Below are 19,144 nucleotides of genomic sequence, written 5' to 3' on the forward strand. Positions count from 1 at the left end.
GGTAATTACTTTTACCCTAACATCATGTTTTTCCATATCGTTGACATTTATTAGTCAACTTTTTTCAGGACGAGACAGATGTTTAATTCCGGTAAGCGCTGTAAAACTATTTTGCCATTTCATAATGTTGAATTTGGTACTAACAAAGATAATCATTAGTGAGTGTAACTGTAGTTGACAGCTATATTTAAAAGACAAAAGCAGCTGTTCAGGCTGCTTTTAATTACTATTGTAACATCTTACAAATTTCGGTCTTCGCAGGATTTATGTAGATTTCTTTTATATCATTTATATAAGAACCTTTATATCTACGGTTTTTATTCAGAATTTCGCGATAACGCCCCGTATAGTCTTTATCTGTTACAACATAAAAGTTGCTTTCAATCAGTTTCGTTCGTGATGTAACTACATCAATAAACTCTAAGAATAATTCATCTTGTTTTTCTTTAGAGACAGAAGCCGGCATTTTATAAAATAAGGCCGGGTATGTTTATTTTTTAAACAATTCTGAACTCTTTCGTCCTGATTTATGAAAACATAAAAATCATTGACGCCATAAATTTTATCATTAGAATAGTAAGTAGAGTACTCTATACGTTGATTCTCAAACAAAAATGAATCAATATGTTTTGTTTGAGCAGACACGCTTCCGGCAATTAAAAATAAAGCTAATGTGATTTTCATAAAGAAAAATTTAGTTAATAATCTTCGCGACCTTTTAAATACTTTTTGTATTGTGCTTTTGCAATGGCGTCTAATTACTAATATTTTAATGTCTAAAGCTCCTATTTTTAATGGCTAAAACTTTACTTTTTTTTACTTTTAAATCTACAGGAAAAATAGTTACACAAATCATCATTCCCAAAGACAAAGTTGGTTAGACCATTCATGCTCTCTTTTTTTATAATAGGTAGTCCATTATCATTCCTATATTTTATTATGCCGTCATAAAAAGTCTCTAAAATTTTTTTATCTGTTTCTGTGACGTTATCCGACTTAAAATTTTCTATTCCCAAGAGGTAAACATCAGTGTATTCTTGTTTTGATTGGTATAAGGATGGTATCTCAAGATAGACTTTGTTAAAGACATCTTTACTTGCTACTAATACGATAATAGGCCTTGAGTAACTGTAACTTGCATGTACATATTGAAAAGTAGAATATTTTTTATCATCTATTTGTTTTGCATAGTCTGTGATCTCAATATGAACATTTTGTGAAAATATTTTGAAGCAAGATAATATTACTAAATAAGAAATTTTTTTCATAATTTATTTTTGTTTTAATCTTCTAGAATCCAAATATCAATATATTGTATAGGACCATTAAAGTGACAATCGTTTAAACAAGTACCATCACTTTTTAGTGTATCTGCCATACCATTCCCTATGTATGATTATTTAAAACAAGGAAATATGGTCTTTTGTTTAGTTAATATGTTGCAATTCAAATATAAGTGTTTAAAAAGTTCGAACCAATAAAATTCCTACATTTGAAATATATAAAAATGAGTTGATGAAAAACCTATTTGCCGCTGCAATGCTTTTGGCAGCTACATATATAAATGCCCAGCTTAAAAGTCCGGGTGACTACCTGCCAAATTATGGGAAGAATGTTAGCTACTACCATCAGGTGGAAGGCTATTTTGCCCATTTGGTTCAGAGTTCCGATATGATTAAACAGAAATCTTACGGACAGACAACACAGGAACGAAACCTAAATGTATTTTACATCTCCACGCCCGAAAATCTTAAGGAACTGGAAAATATAAGGTTTACCAACCTAAGGGAGATAGGTATGAGCGACAAAAAGCCAACGGCTTCTAATGATAAGGCAATAGTATGGCTCAGCTTTAATGTGCATGGCAATGAACCGGGTGCTACAGAAAGTGCTATGTCAGTAGCTTATCAGCTGATTAACCCCGATAATAAGGAAACTAAAGAGTGGCTTCAAAACACTATTGTGATACTTGATCCTTGCCTTAACCCTGACGGATTTTCGCGGTATGGCAACTGGCTTAGGGATGTATCCGGTAAGAATACCCATCCCGGGCTCAATGACAGGGAACACATGGAACCATGGCCCGGCGGAAGGCAAAATCATTATGACTATGACCTGAACCGCGACTGGGCGTGGCAAACGCAGGCCGAAACCCAGCAGCGTATGGTATTGTATAACGAATGGATGCCGATGGTTCATGTGGATGTGCACGAAATGGGATATAACGAACCCTATTTTTTTCCTCCGGCAGCGGAGCCAATGCACGATTTTATTACCAAAGCACAGCGCGATTTTCATAGCACAATCGGCGATATGACAGCCAAAAAGTTTGATACAGAGGGCTGGAATTATTACACCCGCGAGCGTTTTGACCTTTTTTATCCCAGCTATGGAGATACCTACCCAAGTTTTAACGGCGCTGTAGGCATGACCTATGAGCAGGGGGGAATTGGAGCAGGACGCGCAGTGACAATGGCAAACGGAAATGTACTTACGCTTCAGGACAGGATAGACCATCATACCGCAGCTGTACTTACTGCCGTTGAAACTGCCTCATGGAAAAAAGACAAACTGGTAAAAGATTTCAGGGCATATTTTAAAGACTCGCGCGAAAATCTAAAAGGGAAATATAAAACGTATGTTGTTAAAAATTCGGGTAAAACAGAGCAACTGGCCCGCTTGCTTAAGCGCAATAAGATTCAGTACAGCTATGCTGCTGAATCTAAAAAAACATCGGGTTATAGCTATCAAAGCGATAAAGACAAAGATTTTGCCATTGAGCCTAATGACCTTATCGTGAGGGCAGATCAGCCGAAGGCGGTGCTTACCCAGGTGTTGTTTGAACCGTCGCAAAGGCTTACTGACAGCCTTTCTTATGATATTACCGCATGGGCGCTTCCCCATGCCTATGGCGTAGAGAGTTATGCCCTTAAAAATAACCTGTTTATAGAAACAAGGGCTGAGGTAAAATATAAAGGTAAATTTGAGTATGAGAGGATATATGCCTATTACGTTCCGTGGAATGGGCGCGGATCGGCAAGAACACTAAGCCTTTTGCTTAAAAGCGGCATCAAGGTTCGTTCATCCAGAAAATCTTCAGCATTTAGAGGCATAAAGGTTAGTCCGGGCGATCTTATCATTTTAAAAGGAGATAATACACAATTAGGAAATTTTAAAAGCATGATGGAAACCCTATTGGATAAAAAGCCTGATTATGAGGTTATAGAAAGCGGCTTCTCCTTAGCAGGCGGTGATCTTGGGGGCGAGAATTATCCATTACTGCAAACGCCAAAAGTAGTATTGCTTTCGGGCAATGATGTAAGCGCGACCGATTTTGGACAGGCGTGGTTTTATATGGATGAGATCATTAATTATCCTGTAAGTATTATAGATACCCAAAATCTTGGGAGAATCAACCTAAGTGATTTTACTACACTTATACTTCCTGACGGCTGGTATGACCTTCCTGAAAATAGCAGAAAAAAGATTGACGATTTTATAGATAATGGCGGCAAGGTTATAGCTATTGCCAATGCACTTAATCTATTTGAAGACAGGACTGGTTACAGCCTGACAAAATTTGCTTCATCTGCTGCAAAAGATCTCGATATGACAGAGAGTGACGAAGAACAACTGAAAGCCCGCTTTTATGATTACCAAAATGCGGAGAGAAGGGCTATATCGGCATCAGTGCCGGGAGCGATCGTAGAGAATGTATTAGATAAGAGCCATCCTTTATCTTACGGACTTGGCGACAAATATTTCAGCCTTAAAACGACAGACAGCCGTTACCAGCTTCTTAAGAATGCATGGAATGTTGCTTATGTTCCTGCTGGATACAAAAACTTTGGATTCATTGGCAAGAGCCTTAAAAAGAAGCTTGAAAACACTGTGACTTTTGCGGTAGAGCAAAAGGGCAGGGGTGAGATTATTTATATGGTAGATAACCCATTATTCCGTGGATTTTGGGAAAACGGTAACCTACTGTTCAGTAACGCATTGTTTTTGGTAAATTAGATACGATTCCCAATTCTTTACAGATTCGTACACCACATTTGTACTATAAATTATAAATGTGATGATGATGAGAGCCCTGCTATATACCTTATTCTTGAGTTTTATTTTTACCCAAAGTGTAATGTCACAGCTAGCGCCTCCTGGACTTGGTGAGACTAAAACCGCCTTTTGGTCGGCCATGGGCGTATCGCAGCAGCTGGATGAAAAAAATAGTTCTAAAACCTACTTTGGGCTTGGGTATATAAGCGGCGACCATGAAACCGATCCACTGCATGCACCTTCAATTTTTGTGCTCAACCAGGAGTTCTATCATAAATTAAACCCTAATTGGCAGTATAGTTATGCGTTAAGTTACAGGAGGCAGCATGAATATGACGAAAGTTTTGAAGTTATGGAATCTGATGAAATAAAACAGGAGTTCAGGGTCTATGGAAGGATAGGGTACAGCGTAGATCTTGGAAGTTTTAAGTGGGCGACAACCCTGCGTCAGGAAGTGCGTAAATTCTATTCTGAAGACTTCGCCCAGGTTCCTGATGGCTTACAACTGCGTACCCGCTTAAAAACACAATTGCTTTTTCCGCTGGATAATGATAAAGAGAATAGTATAATGGGCAGTGCAGAAGCATTGTTTGCAATTGCTGACGACAGGGACACAGGCTGGGGAAATCCCGAATATAAGGAGAGCAGATTTTGTCTGTACTATTCTTACTCTCCAAATGATTTTCCCGTAACATTTGACCTAGGTTACATGAACGACCTTATAGGGTATGGGCATCATATTACAGACGCCAGCTATATCGCAATGGACATTGTAATAAATAATCCTTTTTAAAACAGAAAATTTTAAATTGCAGCCTGTATAAAACTTTTAAGTGCAATAGAAACAGCATTCGGAAGTTATAATTAAAAACATTCACAGATGAAAAAGGTTGTATTAGGATTGTTGGCGGCTATATTTTTTACAGCATGCGGAAATGATAATGACGATATTGGTATAACTCCGGATCCGGAAGTTTCAAACTATCGCGATGCAATGCGGGAATTTGTAATTGGTATCAGCCAAAAAGCACATATTGCTAATCCGGGGTTTATTGTAATTCCTCAAAATGGCATAGAGCTGGTGAGTACAACAGGAGAACCTAACGGCGCCCCACATACTGATTATCTTAATGCAATAAGCGGTAATGGCCAGGAGGATTTTTTATATGGATATGACAATGACGACCAGGCTACACCCGCATCGGTAACATCTTATTTAAAAGGTTTTCTTGATTTATCTAAAAATGCCGGTAAAACCATCTTAACGATAGATTACTGTTCTGCACCTTCAAAAATGTCTGAATCGTATACCATAAATAATTCATTCGGATACGTGTCATTTGCGGCGTCTGAACGCAGCCTTACTATTATACCGGCAGCGCAGCCAAACAATGTAAACAGTAATGTGATAACAACATTATCGGAGGCTAAAAATTTCCTGTACATTATAAATCCTGAAAACTTTACAACCAAAGCAGATTTTATAACTGCGGTTAGTGCCACTAATTACGATGCCGTAATTATGGATCTTTTTATAAATGACGAAGAATTTACGGCTGCTGAGATTGCCCAGCTTAAAAACAAAGCTAATGGCGGGAAGCGATTGATTATATCATACATGTCTATAGGCGAGGCAGAAGATTACAGGTACTACTGGAATTCGTCATGGAGTAGCGCCAAGCCCGATTGGGTTGCTGCCGAAAATCCTGACTGGCCGGGCAACTTTAAGGTGAAATACTGGAACCAGGAGTGGCAGGGCATCATCTATAAAAACTACGATTCTTATCTTGATAAAATTACAGCTGCCGGTTTTGATGGCGTATACCTTGATATTATTGATGCTTTTGAATATTTCGAGCAATAAATGGTAAGTTTTTTAGATAACTGTCAGTATAATGCTGACATGATACTGTCAAATCTTCTTTGCGTTTTTAAATTTGATTTTATTTCAAATGTCATCTTGTCATATTGTTATGCCATTTGTTTTATTGGCACAAAGATTGACTAATGTAAAACGTCCACTTGAATAATAAGAATCAAAAACAAAATAATAAAAAGAAAAGAGATGAGTAAAATAATCGGAATTGACTTAGGAACAACGAACTCGTGTGTTGCCGTAATGGAAGGTAACGAGCCGGTAGTTATTCCTAATGCTGAAGGAAAAAGAACTACCCCGTCAGTAATTGCATTTGTTGAAGGCGGAGAGATCAAAGTTGGAGATCCTGCTAAAAGACAGGCAGTGACCAATCCCACAAAAACCATCGCTTCTGTTAAACGTTTCATGGGTAATAAATTCACTGAAAGTTCAAAAGAAGCAAGCAATGTGCCATACAGCGTAGTAAAAGGTGACAACGATACACCACGTGTTGATATCGACGGGCGTCTTTACACTCCACAAGAGCTGTCTGCTATGACACTTCAAAAAATGAAGAAAACTGCTGAAGATTATCTTGGGCAAACTGTAACAGAAGCGGTTATTACTGTTCCTGCATACTTTAACGATGCACAGCGCCAGGCTACTAAAGAAGCTGGTGAAATTGCAGGCCTTAAAGTTAGAAGGATCATTAACGAGCCTACTGCTGCTGCTCTTGCTTACGGTCTTGACAAAAAAGGTATCGATCAAAAAATCGCTGTTTATGACCTTGGAGGAGGTACTTTTGATATCTCTATCCTTGAGTTAGGTGACGGTGTATTTGAAGTTCTTTCTACTAATGGTGATACACACCTTGGTGGTGATGACTTTGACCAGGTGATCATTGACTGGTTAGCTAACGAATTCAACAGTGAAGAAGGTGTTGACTTACGTAAAGACCCAATGGCACTACAGCGCTTAAAAGAAGCTGCTGAAAAAGCTAAAATTGAGCTTTCCGCTTCTACACAAACAGAAATAAACCTACCATACGTTACAGCTACGGCTTCAGGGCCTAAGCACTTAGTTAAAACGCTTACAAGAGCTAAATTTGAGCAGCTTGCAGATTCGTTAGTACAACGTTCTATGGAGCCTGTTGCTAAAGCGCTTAAAGATGCAGGACTTTCTAAATCAGATATTGATGAGGTTATCCTTGTAGGTGGTTCTACACGTATCCCAAGAATCCAGGAAGAAGTAGAGAAATTCTTTGGTAAAAAACCTTCTAAAGGTGTTAATCCTGATGAGGTTGTGGCAATTGGTGCTGCTATCCAGGGTGGTGTACTTTCAGGAGACGTTAAAGATGTGTTACTTCTTGACGTAACGCCGCTTTCTCTTGGTATCGAAACTATGGGCGGTGTATTGACTAAACTTATCGAGTCTAACACGACTATCCCTACTAAAAAATCGCAGGTATTCTCTACTGCGGCTGACAACCAGCCATCTGTTGAGATCCACGTTTTACAGGGAGAAAGGCCAATGGCTACAGATAACAAAACTATCGGTCGTTTCCACTTAGACGGCATCCCACCAGCACAAAGAGGTATTCCTCAAATTGAGGTTACATTTGATATTGATGCTAATGGTATCATCAAAGTATCTGCTACAGATAAAGGAACAGGTAAATCTCACGATATCCGTATCGAAGCTTCTTCAGGATTAACACCGGAAGAAATCGACAGAATGCGTAAAGAAGCTGAAGCTAACGCTGATGCTGATAAAGCTACAAGAGAAAGAGTTGAAAAACTTAACGAAGCTGACGCAATGATATTCCAGACTGAGAAACAACTTACTGAGTTTGGCGATAAATTGTCTGATACTAACAAAGACACTATCGGTATGGCACTTACACAACTGAAAATGGCTTACGAAGCTAAAGATGTTGATGCAATCCAACCGGCGCTTGACAAAATCAACGAGGCATGGAAAAATGCTTCTGAAGAGATGTATAAGCAAGGTGATGCAGGTGCAGCACAAGGCCAGCCTGAAGCAGCACAATCTGAAGGTGACAACGTTCAGGATGTAGACTTCGAAGAAGTGAAATAATTTATTTAGTACTGAGATTTCAGTATTGAGTATTGAGAATAAAAAACGCCGCACATTGTGCGGCGTTTTTGCTATATATAATTTAGTTTGGTGTCATTCTGACGAAGGAAGAATCTACAATTTAGGACTTTGATGGTGCTATGCTAAATATGACTTAGATTACTGTCATTTCGACGATGTGGGAAATCTCCGGGAGAATTAAGGAAATTTAATAACTAACTAAATTATCTGAGATTTTTCGACTCCGCTGCGATACGCTCAAAATGACATACATTGCTTTCAACTCGGTGAAATTTAAGTAAATCTGTAGCTAACAAATAACCGAAAACCAAATAAACTACTCAGCGGTAAAACCTAACCCCTTTATATACCCTTCATTTTGGAAATTATTCTTGTATAAGCAATTTTCAAGAAATTGATTAAGCGCTTTCTGTACCCTAACCCTATCAGGCATATTTTCGCGGACCTTTTCAAAATTGCTGCGGTCGCTTTCTCCATATTTTGTAATCAGCGGATAATCTTCGGGCTGTTTAAAATTCATGATGCCTTTTGTATTGTCCATTTTCTTATACGGCCAAAATGCCCAGTTGATCTTATTCTGATCTAATAGCTTTCTGAATTCCATAACCCATTCATTTGTGTTTTCGCCCGTTTCCCCAATGTATATTGGCACATTGTACTTGCTGCTAAAGTCAAGGTATTTTTGCACCGATTCCTGGTTGATGTCAAACCAGTATTTGTGGAATTCATAAACAATGTTGTCGTCAAGTATGCGTTCAAATACTCCAAAATCTCCCGCCCAGACAGATCCGTTAAGGTAAATTGAATGTTTTTTATCTACTTTACGAATGTCCTTAACCATTCGCTCATACACCATAAAAAGTCTGTGGTTATAATCCGGTATGTCTTTTATAAAATAATGTGAAAAAGGCTCATTTATCACGTCATACCCAATCACGATTGGGTCGTTCTTGTAACGTTCGGCAATCTTTACCCAAATAGCGCTCATTTCATCCTGCGCCGATTTGCTGTAGTACAGCCAGGGATAGCCGTAACTGTCATCTATATTATCTCCTGTCTGTCCGCCTGGAGCGCAGTGCATATCTAACAATACATACAGGTTTTCTTTTCGGCACCATTCAATAACGCGGTCAAAATATTCAAAGCCGGCATTGCGCTTACCCACGTATAGATCGTTTGTAAATAACTTATAGTGAAAAGGTAGGCGCACATGGTTAGATCCTGTACGCTTAAGGTATTTGATATCTTCATGAGTAATATAGCTGTCAAGATATTTATGCCAGAATGCAGCAAGGCTGTCAGGGCCAATCATCTCGTGAAGCAGCTGATCAATTTGTCGTGGAGAGGCGGCTTTTCCAGATTTGAACATATAACCTTCGGGAACCAGCCAGTTGCCCAAATTTGTACCTTTAAGAAGGATAAATTTTCCGTTGCTGTCAAGAATTTCTTTACCCAGTGTCCTGGAGATTTTTCCTTTTTGGGCAATTGCGTTAATTCCAGCCAGGCATACAGTGAATACGAGCAGGAGAGAGGTTAGTTTGTTTTTCATTTAGCGTGAATTAAGTGTTTGTTTTGGAACGCTAAAGATAGATAAAATTGAAAAACAGCCTATCTGAAGATACTTCCGATGGAATGAAAGATGCGACCAAAGAATGTCCTGTGAACTGATATACCTCCATAAATTTCCATCTCTACATCTTCTAAAGGTGTATTATCATCTTTCATAACTACATTGTATGTTTTTTTATCGGTTACAGTTATTCCATGTGTTAGCATTCCAACAGATGTAATTTGGATAATATCTCCCTTTTGAGCCTCGATAGAAAACTTACCATCAAAATCTGTTTGAGTTACTTCTTTTGAGTTTTTCAAAATTACATTTGCTCCTAAAATAACAATGCCTTCCGAGTCCATAACTGTACCACCGATAATATTTTTTGAAGAGGTTACCTTGCCAATTATCTCGTCAGTTTTGAAATTAGTTTGCTCAGTATTCATAGGTGTTTGCGCAGAAATGGTGCTGTTTCCAATCGTCAGGAAACTAACCACTGCAGCACTTGCTGCTATCCATAATGTCGATTTTTCTTTTGGAATAATTAAATCCCTGTCGAGTTGAGAAGTTGTAAATCTGCCACAGGCATTCTTTTTGTTTTCTAGTATTAGTGCAATCTCCCTGTCGGATGATCTTGTAAAATCATACACATTCTTTTGGCATGATGCACAAAAACGGCCTTTTTCGGCAGGCGTCATGGCATCCCAGTTTTCATGGCACGGAGTAGAAATGGATATTTTGATTGGTTTTTTCATGGCTGTTGGTTCCAGATGCAGTTACACTCGTTATTATATAAGATGCCATTTTTTGCAAAAGGTTGGGTCACAAACCAAATTTAACAAAAAACTCCTTCAGCTAATATTATACTAAAGGAGTTTTATGTGTAATTTTTTTAATTGTACTTAAAATCGATTCTTAAGGAACAATGTCATTTTACTGTAAACGTCGGCATAAGTAGCCTCATCCCAATCTCCATGTCCTCCATTAGCATATAAATTATATTCATTATATACATTTGCATTATCTAAGGCGGCTTTAAGACGTGGTCCCTGGGTTGCAGGAACTAACGGATCCTGTCCGCCGTAGAAAGAGATGGTTGGAGGCGATTGTGTCGTAATATGGTTTACGGGGTTTATTGTTTCTATCTGTTCTTGAGTAGGACTTGAACTTCCAACAAGTACCTGTGACGCCGATGGGTACAGTGGGTGCGATGTATAGTTTGGGTCGGTAAAATCGGCGGGGCCCACAACGTCACATATAGCCTTAACGTTATGTTCTGTATCGTAAGCATATGCATATAGTAACGAAAGGTGCGCTCCTGCACTAAACCCGATAAAAGCATAATTACTAGATATCTGATAATTATTTGATTTAAGGTGTTCAAGAACGCTTTTTATATCATCAATCTGTTTAGGATATGCAGGACTTGTTTCTGTAGCCAGCCTGTAATTCATGTTTACAATTGCATGGTCCGGAAACTGTATTTTAAGGACAGGGACAAGCGAAGCTACATCACTTTTATCACCACCTACCCATGATCCTCCATGCAGCAGTACGATTACTTTAGTATTAATACTGCGGTCGTAAGGCAAAAAAATATCTATTTTTTGCTGAGCATCTGTACCATACGAAACATCCGTTAATGTCTGGGCTTCTAAGGGTGCATTATTTTCATCGTCAGAGTTACCGCATCCTGTAATAAGGAATAATAGTAATAGTGGTATAATGAGTAGATTTTTCATAGACCCTGGTTTTATTTATCTAAATATACCAAAGTTAATGCCAAAGCTCCAAGCATATTTACTATGCTTTAACTATTTACTGCCTAAATAATCTTCTTGATTACGCGGAGTTTGTGCGAATGTCTCTTAGTATCAATATTATATATGCCAAGATGATCAAGGCGGTCTATACGTACCTTACCGTGTGCATGGATAATATGATTGTCTTCCATTATAATGCCCACGTGGATAATTCTGCCTTCTTCATTGTCAAAAAAAGCAAGGTCTCCCGGTTCACTTTCTTCAATAAAACTAAGTGCTTCACCCTGGGTTGCCTGTTGCGATGCATCTCGCAGCAGTGAAAAGCCATTTAATTTATATACCATTTGTGTAAAGCCCGAACAGTCTATACCGAAAGGTGTCTTACCTCCCCATAAATACGGAGTATTAAGGTACATAAAGGCCGTTTGCAGCAATTGCTGTTTACTGGTAACGCCTGAAATTTTTAAGCCTTCAAAAGAAAAGTTTTCAGGGTTTATAGATGAGTGCTCTAAAAAGGCAAGCGATGAACCTATAGGGACTGAAAGTAACTGATTATCGGGTGTAGTAAGGTATTCAATAAGGTCGCCGTTAAATATGGCAGGGCTGTTGCTCAGTATGTGATAATCAGCTTCGCTAATCAATCGAAATTGCTTGTTGTCTGTCCAGCCGTTATAACCGTCAAAAGCCAGCTCAATGCGTGACCATTTTTCGGTATGCTCCAAGATCTTAAAATGCTCGCCAAACAACACCTGCGTTGTCATTTCGCTTCTGTCGCTTGGTTCTAAACGTAGGGGCACAATGGCAAGGTTACATATACCGAACATTCTTCTGATTGACTGTTTTTATTTGTTAGTGACTAGTACCTGAGTAGCTATTAGAAAATGCTATTTTCAGGTACCACAAATATAGTAGTTAATTCCGAAGCTTCTTTATAGAGTTTTGAACATTCTTTATAACTGTTAATCGAAAATATTTTGTCTGTATCAGAAGTAATGTTATGATATCATTCGAGTGAAGCTAAGGCGTTAAACTCTGTGGCGTTAAGAAAATTATAAGGGAGGCGTTAATAAGCATCGGCTGTTTGAGGCGAAGCCGAGTTCGGATGGTTTAGCCTGACGAAATAATTTTTAGCCTAAGGAGTTTGAGTCTTGAATTTTTGGCTCTTTTGTTTCAAGACAAAAGAACATTACATCTTTATCAAGTTTACGAGAAATAAAAAAGACAGCCTAAGTGAACTGCCCCCAAAAAGTTAGACACTATTTGGGGGTATTTTTATGGGAAGAAAAGTCAAGTACAGTTATGAATTTAAACTTCGCTGTGTAGAAGAAGCTTTAAATAAGAATCGGTCGATTAAATCTGTAGCAACAGAAGAAGGTCTAAATTTATCCAATCTTAAGTTTTGGATTAGTTTTTATAATAAATATGGTGCTAAGGGTCTTATTCCTCGTCAAACCCAATCTTATACGCTTGATTTTAGGTGTAAGGTTCTGGACTCTATTAGCAAGAAGTTTTTATCTTTGAATGAAGCCTGCTTAGAATTTAATATTCCCAGTCGTTCCACTATTATCAACTGGCAGCAACGATTTGAGCACTATGGCATTGAAGGCTTATTAGATAAACCAAGAGGCAGACCAAAATCCATGACCTACAAGAGAGCTAAAAAGAAATCTGACAAACCTCTTACCCGAGAGGAAGAACTTTTATTAGAGATTGAATCTTTACGTGCAGAAAATGCGCTTCTAAAAAAGTTACAAGCCTTAATTCAAGCCAAAGAAGCCGAGCGAAACAAGAAGCGCAAGCCATAAAGGAATTAAGGCATGATTATGATTTAGACATTTTATTAAATCATACAAATATGGCAAGGAGTACTTACTATTATTATCATAAAAGGAGTCAGGTTAAAGATAAATATAGTCAATTTATTACAAACACAAAGGGCGACTGGGTTACCGCCGTATCACTTTAGAGATTAGGAATAAAGGCTTTCTAATCAATCATAAAACTGTACTTAGACTAATGAAAGTTCTTGGTTTAAAAAGCCTGATAAGGGTACGAAAATATAAATCCTATAAAGGAGAGCATGGCAAAATAGCTCCAAATATATTACAACGTGATTTTAAAGCAGCAGAGCCAAATCAAAAATGGGTAACTGATATAACCAAATTTAATGTAAAGGGAAATAAGTTATACTTATCACCAGTAATTGATTTATTCAATGGAGAAATAATAAGTTATGAATTATCGGAAAGTCCAAATTTTGAGCAGGTAGCTAATATGCTTAAAAAGGCATTTAAGAAAATAGGCGACAATGCTAATCTTATAATGCACTCTGATCAGGGCTGGCAATATCAAATGAAACAATACCAGCGACTCTTGAAAGATAGGGGAATTACACAAAGTATGTCAAGAAAAGGTAACTGCCTGGACAATGCTATTATTGAAAACTTCTTTGGTATAATTAAATCAGAACTATTCTATTTAAAGAAATATACATCGATAAACGAACTTAAAAAAGAAATTATAGAATACATAAAATACTACAATAATGATAGGATTAAACTAAATTTAAAAGGAATGAGCCCGGTAAAATACCGAGCTCATTATTGTCAAACTTATTTATAAATTTGTCTAAACTTTTGGGTGCACTCTAAAGCTGCCTTTTTCTATAATAGATCACAATGTGATTATGCTCTTTCAATTACGATTGCAGAAGCGCCACCACCACCATTACAAATAGCCGCAGCTCCTGTTTTCGCGTTGTTTTGCTCCAGTACATTAAGAAGCGTAACAATGATCCTTGCACCCGAACATCCAAGAGGGTGTCCTAAAGATACTGCACCACCATTTACATTTACTTTTGATGCATCAAGGCCTAATATCTGGCAGTTGGCAAGGCCTACTACAGAGAATGCTTCATTGAATTCAAAGAAATCTACATCTTCTTTAGAGATGCCTGCTTTCTTTAAAGCTTTCGGCAATGCGATAGATGGCGTAGTGGTAAACCATTTTGGCTCCTGTTCTGCATCGGCAAAGCCTTTAATGTAAGCAAGAGGCTTCAGGCCAAGTTCGTTTGCTTTGTCTTCGCTCATGATAACAAGTGCAGCAGCACCATCGTTGATGGTAGAAGCATTTGCAGCTGTTACTGTACCATCTTTAGTGAATACTGCATTAAGCGCAGGGATTTTATCAAGTTTCACGTTAGTGTATTCCTCATCTTTAGTAACCATTATAGGGTCACCTTTACGCTGAGGAACAGCTACGGGTACAACTTCGTTATCAAATTTACCTGCATCCCATGCCTTAGCAGATCGCGTGTACGATTCTATAGCAAAATTATCCTGTGCTTCACGTGATATTTTATATTCTACGGCAGTAGCATCGGCACAAACACCCATGGCGTTGTTGTCGTAAGCATCTGTAAGTCCGTCTTTTTGTAATCCGTCAACCATTGTAGCAGGGCCAAATTTGGCGCCTGTCCTCATTTGTACATAGTGAGGTATAAGGCTCATGTTCTCCATACCACCGGCAACAATCACATCGGCATCGCCAAGTTGTATCGACTGGGCTGCCTGCATAACGGCTTTCATACCAGATGCACATACTTTATTTACTGTAGTTGCAATAACAGAATCAGGTAGTCCTGCAAATCGTGATGCCTGCCTTGCCGGAGCCTGGCCAACACCTGCCTGCACTACATTACCCATTATAACTTCGTCTACATGTTTAGGATCTAAATTTATTTTTTCAAGTGCTCCTTTTATGGCTGCAGCGCCAAGCTGAGAAGCTGTAACAGTTGATAATGCACCCATAAAGCTTCCTATAGGAGTACGCACAGCCGAAACGATTACTACTTTCTTACTCATGATGTATAACCTTTTTTGTTTGTTGAAGTTGCGAATTTAGCGAAATAATGTACAGATAAAAACAAAGTGTGTAAAATTAATTCTAAAAACGATGGTTTTGTTGAATATACTTTTGTTTTGGATAAAAAAATACCCCGCTATTGCGGGGCAGTATATTATTTGGCAGTAGCCATGCGTTTGAGTATTGCCCATTGCTTTAGTGCTGTCCTTGCTTCAACAGCAGGATAGCCCAGCATTACCTTTCCGGCAGGTATATCGCCCGTTACTCCTGATCCTGCACCTACGGTGACACCGTCACCTATGGTAGTATGGTCTTTTATCGAAGCGCTTCCGCCAATGATAACTCCGTTTCCAAGCGTTACAGATCCTGCAAGGCCGCTGTTTCCTGCCATGATGCAGAATTTACCCAGCACGCTATTGTGTCCTATCTGTACAAGGTTATCAATTTTACAGCCGTCGCCTACAATGGTAGAACTGAATTTGCCGCGGTCTACACATGAATTAGCACCTATTTCTACAGCATTGCCAATTATTACATTGCCAATTTGCGGAATTTTTGCCAATCCTTGCTGCGGGCATGGCCTGAAGCCGAATCCGTCAGCGCCGATAACGGCATTAGGATGGATTATACATTGGGAACCCACGTGGCAGCGCTCCCTTATAACAGCACCAGACCAGATTGTGGTATTGTTGCCAATAGTACATCCGTCTAAAACTGTTGCATTAGGGTACAGGGTTGTGTTATTGCCTATTTTTACGTTAGGGCCTACATAACATCCTGCACCAATTTTTGAACCTTCTCCTATAACTGCAGTATGGTCTATAACAGCTGTAGGGTGAATAGCCTGCTCAAACTGAGGCAGGGCAGGAGCAAACAGGTCAAGAACTTTAGACATGGCCAGGTCTGCGTCCTTAACTTTTATAAAAGCCCTGTTATCACCGGGTTCAATTTCGATATCCGAATTCACAACAGCAACAGACGCCTTAGACGCTGCCCATAGTTTTTCGTACTTTTTATTCCCAATAAAGGAAATCTGGTCATTATTTGCCAGTTCAAGCTGTTCGGGCGATAAAATATCAAAGGTAGTTGTACCTACAAGTTCCCCATTGATTTTCTCGCTGATTTCCTCTGCAGAATAAGATCTCATATATATATAGATATAATTGTTTGTTTGAAAAATCATTAAAAATATGCGTTTAACAATGCATACTTTTAAAAGTTTGGCAGTAAATATATAAAGAAATTAATTGTAGGTGCTAAAAAACCATTTTTTCTCTCGAATGATAATATACTGTTTACATATAAACGCAAAGCGTATGACATAAATTGCCCTCGCAAAGATGTAAAATGTTAATTTTGTGATTGTTATAAATAAAAAGTCCTGCCATTTGGCAGGACTTTTTTTGATTTTATGTGCTTAGTATTAGCCTATTAACGTTGCAGAAAGGGTTATTTCAGCTTTCAGTAATTTAGATACAGGGCATATTTCTTTAGCCTTTTGAGCAGCTGTCTGGAAGTCCTGTTCTGTAATTCCCGGTACAGTTGCTTCAAGTTTCAGGTGGATTTTTGTAATAGTCCCATCTTCAAATGTAACCTGTGCTTCTGTGTCAAGATTATCGGCTGTAAAGCCTGCTTCGTTTAAAAGGAAACTTAGCTGCATTGTGTAGCATCCTGAGTGTGCGGCAGCGATAAGTTCTTCAGGGTTTGTGCCCACGCCATCAGCAAAACGGGTTTTAAATGATAATTGGGCGTTATTAAGAGTAGTACTCTCGGTAGAGATCTTTCCTGTTCCTTCCATTCCTGTACCTTGCCAGTTTGCGTTTGCTCTTCTTGTAAATTTCATGATATTAGTTTTTAAAAATTATGGTTTTTATTTTAATTGAAATTACTTCAATTTTCCGATGAACCTGTTACGCTCATATTTTCATTTTGATAGGACAAAGATATTTCAATAGTTGTATATAAAACAAATTAATAATTTTGTATATTTATAAAAAAAATTTATAATGTATGACAATACAACAGTTACGCTATATAATAGCCTTAGATGAGCACCGTCATTTTTCAAAGGCAGCTGAAGTTTGTATGGTTACCCAGCCGGGATTAACCATTCAGCTTAAAAATCTGGAAGAAGAAATAGGCATCAAGATATTTGACAGGACAAAGGTGCCACTTAAGCCAACGCTGTTAGGTGTTGAAATTATCAACCGCGCTAAAAAAGTACTGCATGAGGCCGATTCCATTCGTAATTTTGTTGTAAATCAAAAGAATGATCTAAAGGGGGAAGTTACGCTTGGTGTAATAAGTACGCTATCCCCATATTTAATTCCGCAGTTTATAAAATCCATGAGAGACGTGGTGCCAGATATGCATTTTAATATAAAAGAAACGGGTACAGGCCAGCTGCTTCATGGCCTTCAGAACGGTGAAATTGATATTGCGCTTATGGCTACGCCTACAGGGATGCCGGGCTTGCGCGAATATCCTGTATTTAACGAACCGTTTGTTGCTTTTCTGCACGAAGGGCATCCGTTGGCTAAAGCCGATCACTATGAAATGAACCTGACCGATAAGCCATTTCTGCTCTTGCTGCAGCAGGAGTACTGCTATAATGCCCAAATGCTGGATATCTGCGGGATGCCGGACAGGATGAGTAATCCTGACGAACAGTTTAATTATGATATAAATTCTATTGAAACACTCAAGAATTTGGTGCGGGCAGAACTTGGCTTTGCCATAATCCCGGAGCTGTCTGTGCTAAATGAAAAGGAGAATACATTGTTTAAACCATTTAAAGATCCAAAACCGGTACGCGAAATAAGCCTCGTGACCTCAGACACTTTTTCGCGTAAGCTGCTGCTTGAAAAAATGAGCCATACGATATGGGGCTGCCTGCCTGATAAACTTAAAGAAGAGCATAAATACCGCAAGATACAATGGAACGATTCGCCTTATTTTGTTAATGCAACAGCAGGATTTTTATAATCTTTAGTTTGATAAGAAGCTCTTTACATCATCGGTCCACTGCTTTTTATATTTCCTAAGATAATTCTCGTGTCCACACTCTGGGAAGGTAACAAGCTGTTTCTTTCCTTGTAGATTGTTGTAAATGCTATCAGTTTCGGCTCGGGTAACGCGATTGTCTTTTTCGCCATACATTAGCAATGTTGGGCAGTGTACCGATGCTGCATAATCTTCAGGATTATGGTTAAACGACCAAAAACCATTTTGGATTCCGCCCCAAAATACCAGTAATCCAGCCATTGGAATTGTAGGTGCACCCATTACCCTGAACCGTGCACAAACGGTCTTGTACATCGATCCGAAAGGACATTCTATAATAATTGATTTTGGCGTAATAGAGTAGTCGTGAAGTGCTTTCAGTATTGCTGTAGCACCCATGGATGTCCCGAAAAGTATTATATTCTTTTCACCGGTTTTTGAAAGGTAATCAAAACACGATTTAACCTGCTGGGCTTCAAAATAACCGATGCTGGTAGTATCACCTTCTGATCCGCCTGATCCCATAAAGTCAACAAGTAAAGTATTGTATCCCATATCGAGAAAGGCATCAGACTTATCAATCATCTGCGATTTATCTCCTCCATACCCGTGAAAAAGGATAACAGTTCCTTTAGAATTGGGAGTTTTAATGCTCCAGCATTCAATCAGCTTATTGTTTTTTATTTTTACGGTTGTGTAAGCCTGCGAAGGTTTATCTGTATTTACCGGCCTTGGATTGTCTATCCCAAAAAATAACACTCCGGCGTTTTGGGCAGTGGTCAGCGTATTGGCATCTGTTTTTTTGGAAACTTTATCCGAGAAATGAGTGAATTTATAAGCATGAAAAATAGCTATGATATTCATCAGAGCAAAGACTATCGCTATGGTCCATAAAATCCTTTTAATATACTTATTTCCTTTAGCTGTTGCCAT

Annotated in this window: 16 protein-coding genes; 7 read left to right on the top strand and 9 right to left on the bottom strand. The window is 38.6% G+C overall.

What is annotated here, in order from left to right; genetic code table 11:
* Positions 1-806: 806 nt before the first annotated feature.
* Positions 807-1,268 (bottom strand): hypothetical protein, encoded by a 462-nt coding sequence (locus R1T16_RS00005; protein WP_317499003.1) that lies wholly within the window; start codon positions 1,266-1,268, stop codon positions 807-809.
* A gap of 247 nt (positions 1,269-1,515) precedes the next feature.
* On the opposite strand from R1T16_RS00005, the gene R1T16_RS00010 reads away from it, so the two are divergent.
* From R1T16_RS00010 to dnaK, 4 genes are all read left to right on the top strand, one after another.
* On the top strand, positions 1,516-4,017 hold the full coding sequence (locus tag R1T16_RS00010; protein ID WP_317499004.1) for a M14 family zinc carboxypeptidase: 2,502 nt from the start codon (positions 1,516-1,518) through the stop codon (positions 4,015-4,017).
* Between the two features lie 121 nt (positions 4,018-4,138).
* Positions 4,139-4,849, top strand: a complete 711-nt coding sequence (locus R1T16_RS00015) for a DUF2490 domain-containing protein (protein WP_317499005.1) — start codon at positions 4,139-4,141, stop codon at positions 4,847-4,849.
* Positions 4,850-4,936: 87 nt separating this feature from the next.
* A complete protein-coding gene (locus tag R1T16_RS00020) occupies positions 4,937-5,920 on the top strand; it encodes an endo alpha-1,4 polygalactosaminidase (protein ID WP_317499006.1) in 984 nt (327 codons plus the stop codon).
* 201 nt (positions 5,921-6,121) lie between these two features.
* Positions 6,122-8,008 carry a molecular chaperone DnaK gene (gene dnaK / locus R1T16_RS00025; RefSeq protein ID WP_317499007.1) on the top strand — a complete coding sequence of 629 codons (1,887 nt, stop codon included), beginning with the start codon at positions 6,122-6,124 and terminating at the stop codon, positions 8,006-8,008.
* Positions 8,009-8,345: 337 nt separating this feature from the next.
* Here the strand turns inward: dnaK and R1T16_RS00030 are convergent, their stop codons facing one another.
* The 4 genes from R1T16_RS00030 to R1T16_RS00045 all read right to left on the bottom strand — a co-directional run bounded on the left by R1T16_RS00030 (position 8,346) and on the right by R1T16_RS00045 (position 12,168).
* A complete protein-coding gene (locus R1T16_RS00030) occupies positions 8,346-9,578 on the bottom strand; it encodes a glycoside hydrolase family 5 protein (RefSeq protein ID WP_317499008.1) in 1,233 nt (410 codons plus the stop codon).
* A gap of 59 nt (positions 9,579-9,637) precedes the next feature.
* The gene (locus R1T16_RS00035) at positions 9,638-10,336 is read right to left on the bottom strand and encodes a carboxypeptidase-like regulatory domain-containing protein (protein ID WP_317499009.1); all 699 of its coding nucleotides are present in this window, start codon (positions 10,334-10,336) and stop codon (positions 9,638-9,640) included.
* A 147-nt stretch (positions 10,337-10,483) separates the two neighbouring features.
* Positions 10,484-11,323, bottom strand: a complete 840-nt coding sequence (locus tag R1T16_RS00040; protein WP_317499010.1) for an alpha/beta hydrolase — start codon at positions 11,321-11,323, stop codon at positions 10,484-10,486.
* Positions 11,324-11,406: 83 nt separating this feature from the next.
* Positions 11,407-12,168, bottom strand: coding sequence for a C40 family peptidase (locus R1T16_RS00045; protein ID WP_317499011.1), 762 nt, complete (start codon positions 12,166-12,168; stop codon positions 11,407-11,409).
* A 450-nt stretch (positions 12,169-12,618) separates the two neighbouring features.
* Here R1T16_RS00045 and R1T16_RS18370 point away from each other — a divergent pair, with 450 nt between their 5' ends.
* Entirely contained in the window at positions 12,619-13,149 is a 531-nt protein-coding gene (locus R1T16_RS18370) for a helix-turn-helix domain-containing protein (RefSeq protein ID WP_411162007.1), read from the top strand.
* 163 nt (positions 13,150-13,312) lie between these two features.
* Positions 13,313-13,966 carry an IS3 family transposase gene (locus R1T16_RS18375; RefSeq protein ID WP_411162012.1) on the top strand — a complete coding sequence of 218 codons (654 nt, stop codon included), beginning with the start codon at positions 13,313-13,315 and terminating at the stop codon, positions 13,964-13,966.
* A gap of 62 nt (positions 13,967-14,028) precedes the next feature.
* Here R1T16_RS18375 and R1T16_RS00055 read toward each other — a convergent pair whose 3' ends face one another.
* The 3 genes from R1T16_RS00055 to R1T16_RS00065 form a co-directional block, all read right to left on the bottom strand.
* The gene (locus tag R1T16_RS00055) at positions 14,029-15,207 is read right to left on the bottom strand and encodes an acetyl-CoA C-acyltransferase (protein ID WP_317499012.1); all 1,179 of its coding nucleotides are present in this window, start codon (positions 15,205-15,207) and stop codon (positions 14,029-14,031) included.
* Between the two features lie 155 nt (positions 15,208-15,362).
* Entirely contained in the window at positions 15,363-16,355 is a 993-nt protein-coding gene (lpxD, locus tag R1T16_RS00060) for a UDP-3-O-(3-hydroxymyristoyl)glucosamine N-acyltransferase (RefSeq protein WP_317499013.1), read from the bottom strand.
* A gap of 276 nt (positions 16,356-16,631) precedes the next feature.
* On the bottom strand, positions 16,632-17,051 hold the full coding sequence (locus tag R1T16_RS00065; protein WP_317499014.1) for an OsmC family protein: 420 nt from the start codon (positions 17,049-17,051) through the stop codon (positions 16,632-16,634).
* Positions 17,052-17,218: 167 nt separating this feature from the next.
* Here R1T16_RS00065 and R1T16_RS00070 point away from each other — a divergent pair, with 167 nt between their 5' ends.
* Complete coding sequence (locus tag R1T16_RS00070) at positions 17,219-18,193, top strand: hydrogen peroxide-inducible genes activator (protein WP_317499015.1); 975 nt, start codon at positions 17,219-17,221, stop codon at positions 18,191-18,193.
* A 3-nt stretch (positions 18,194-18,196) separates the two neighbouring features.
* On the opposite strand, the gene R1T16_RS00075 is transcribed toward R1T16_RS00070, so the two are convergent.
* Positions 18,197-19,144 (bottom strand): alpha/beta hydrolase, encoded by a 948-nt coding sequence (locus tag R1T16_RS00075; protein WP_317499016.1) that lies wholly within the window; start codon positions 19,142-19,144, stop codon positions 18,197-18,199.

This window comes from Flavobacterium sp. DG1-102-2 (assembly GCF_033042555.1).
Lineage (GTDB): Bacteria > Bacteroidota > Bacteroidia > Flavobacteriales > Flavobacteriaceae > Flavobacterium.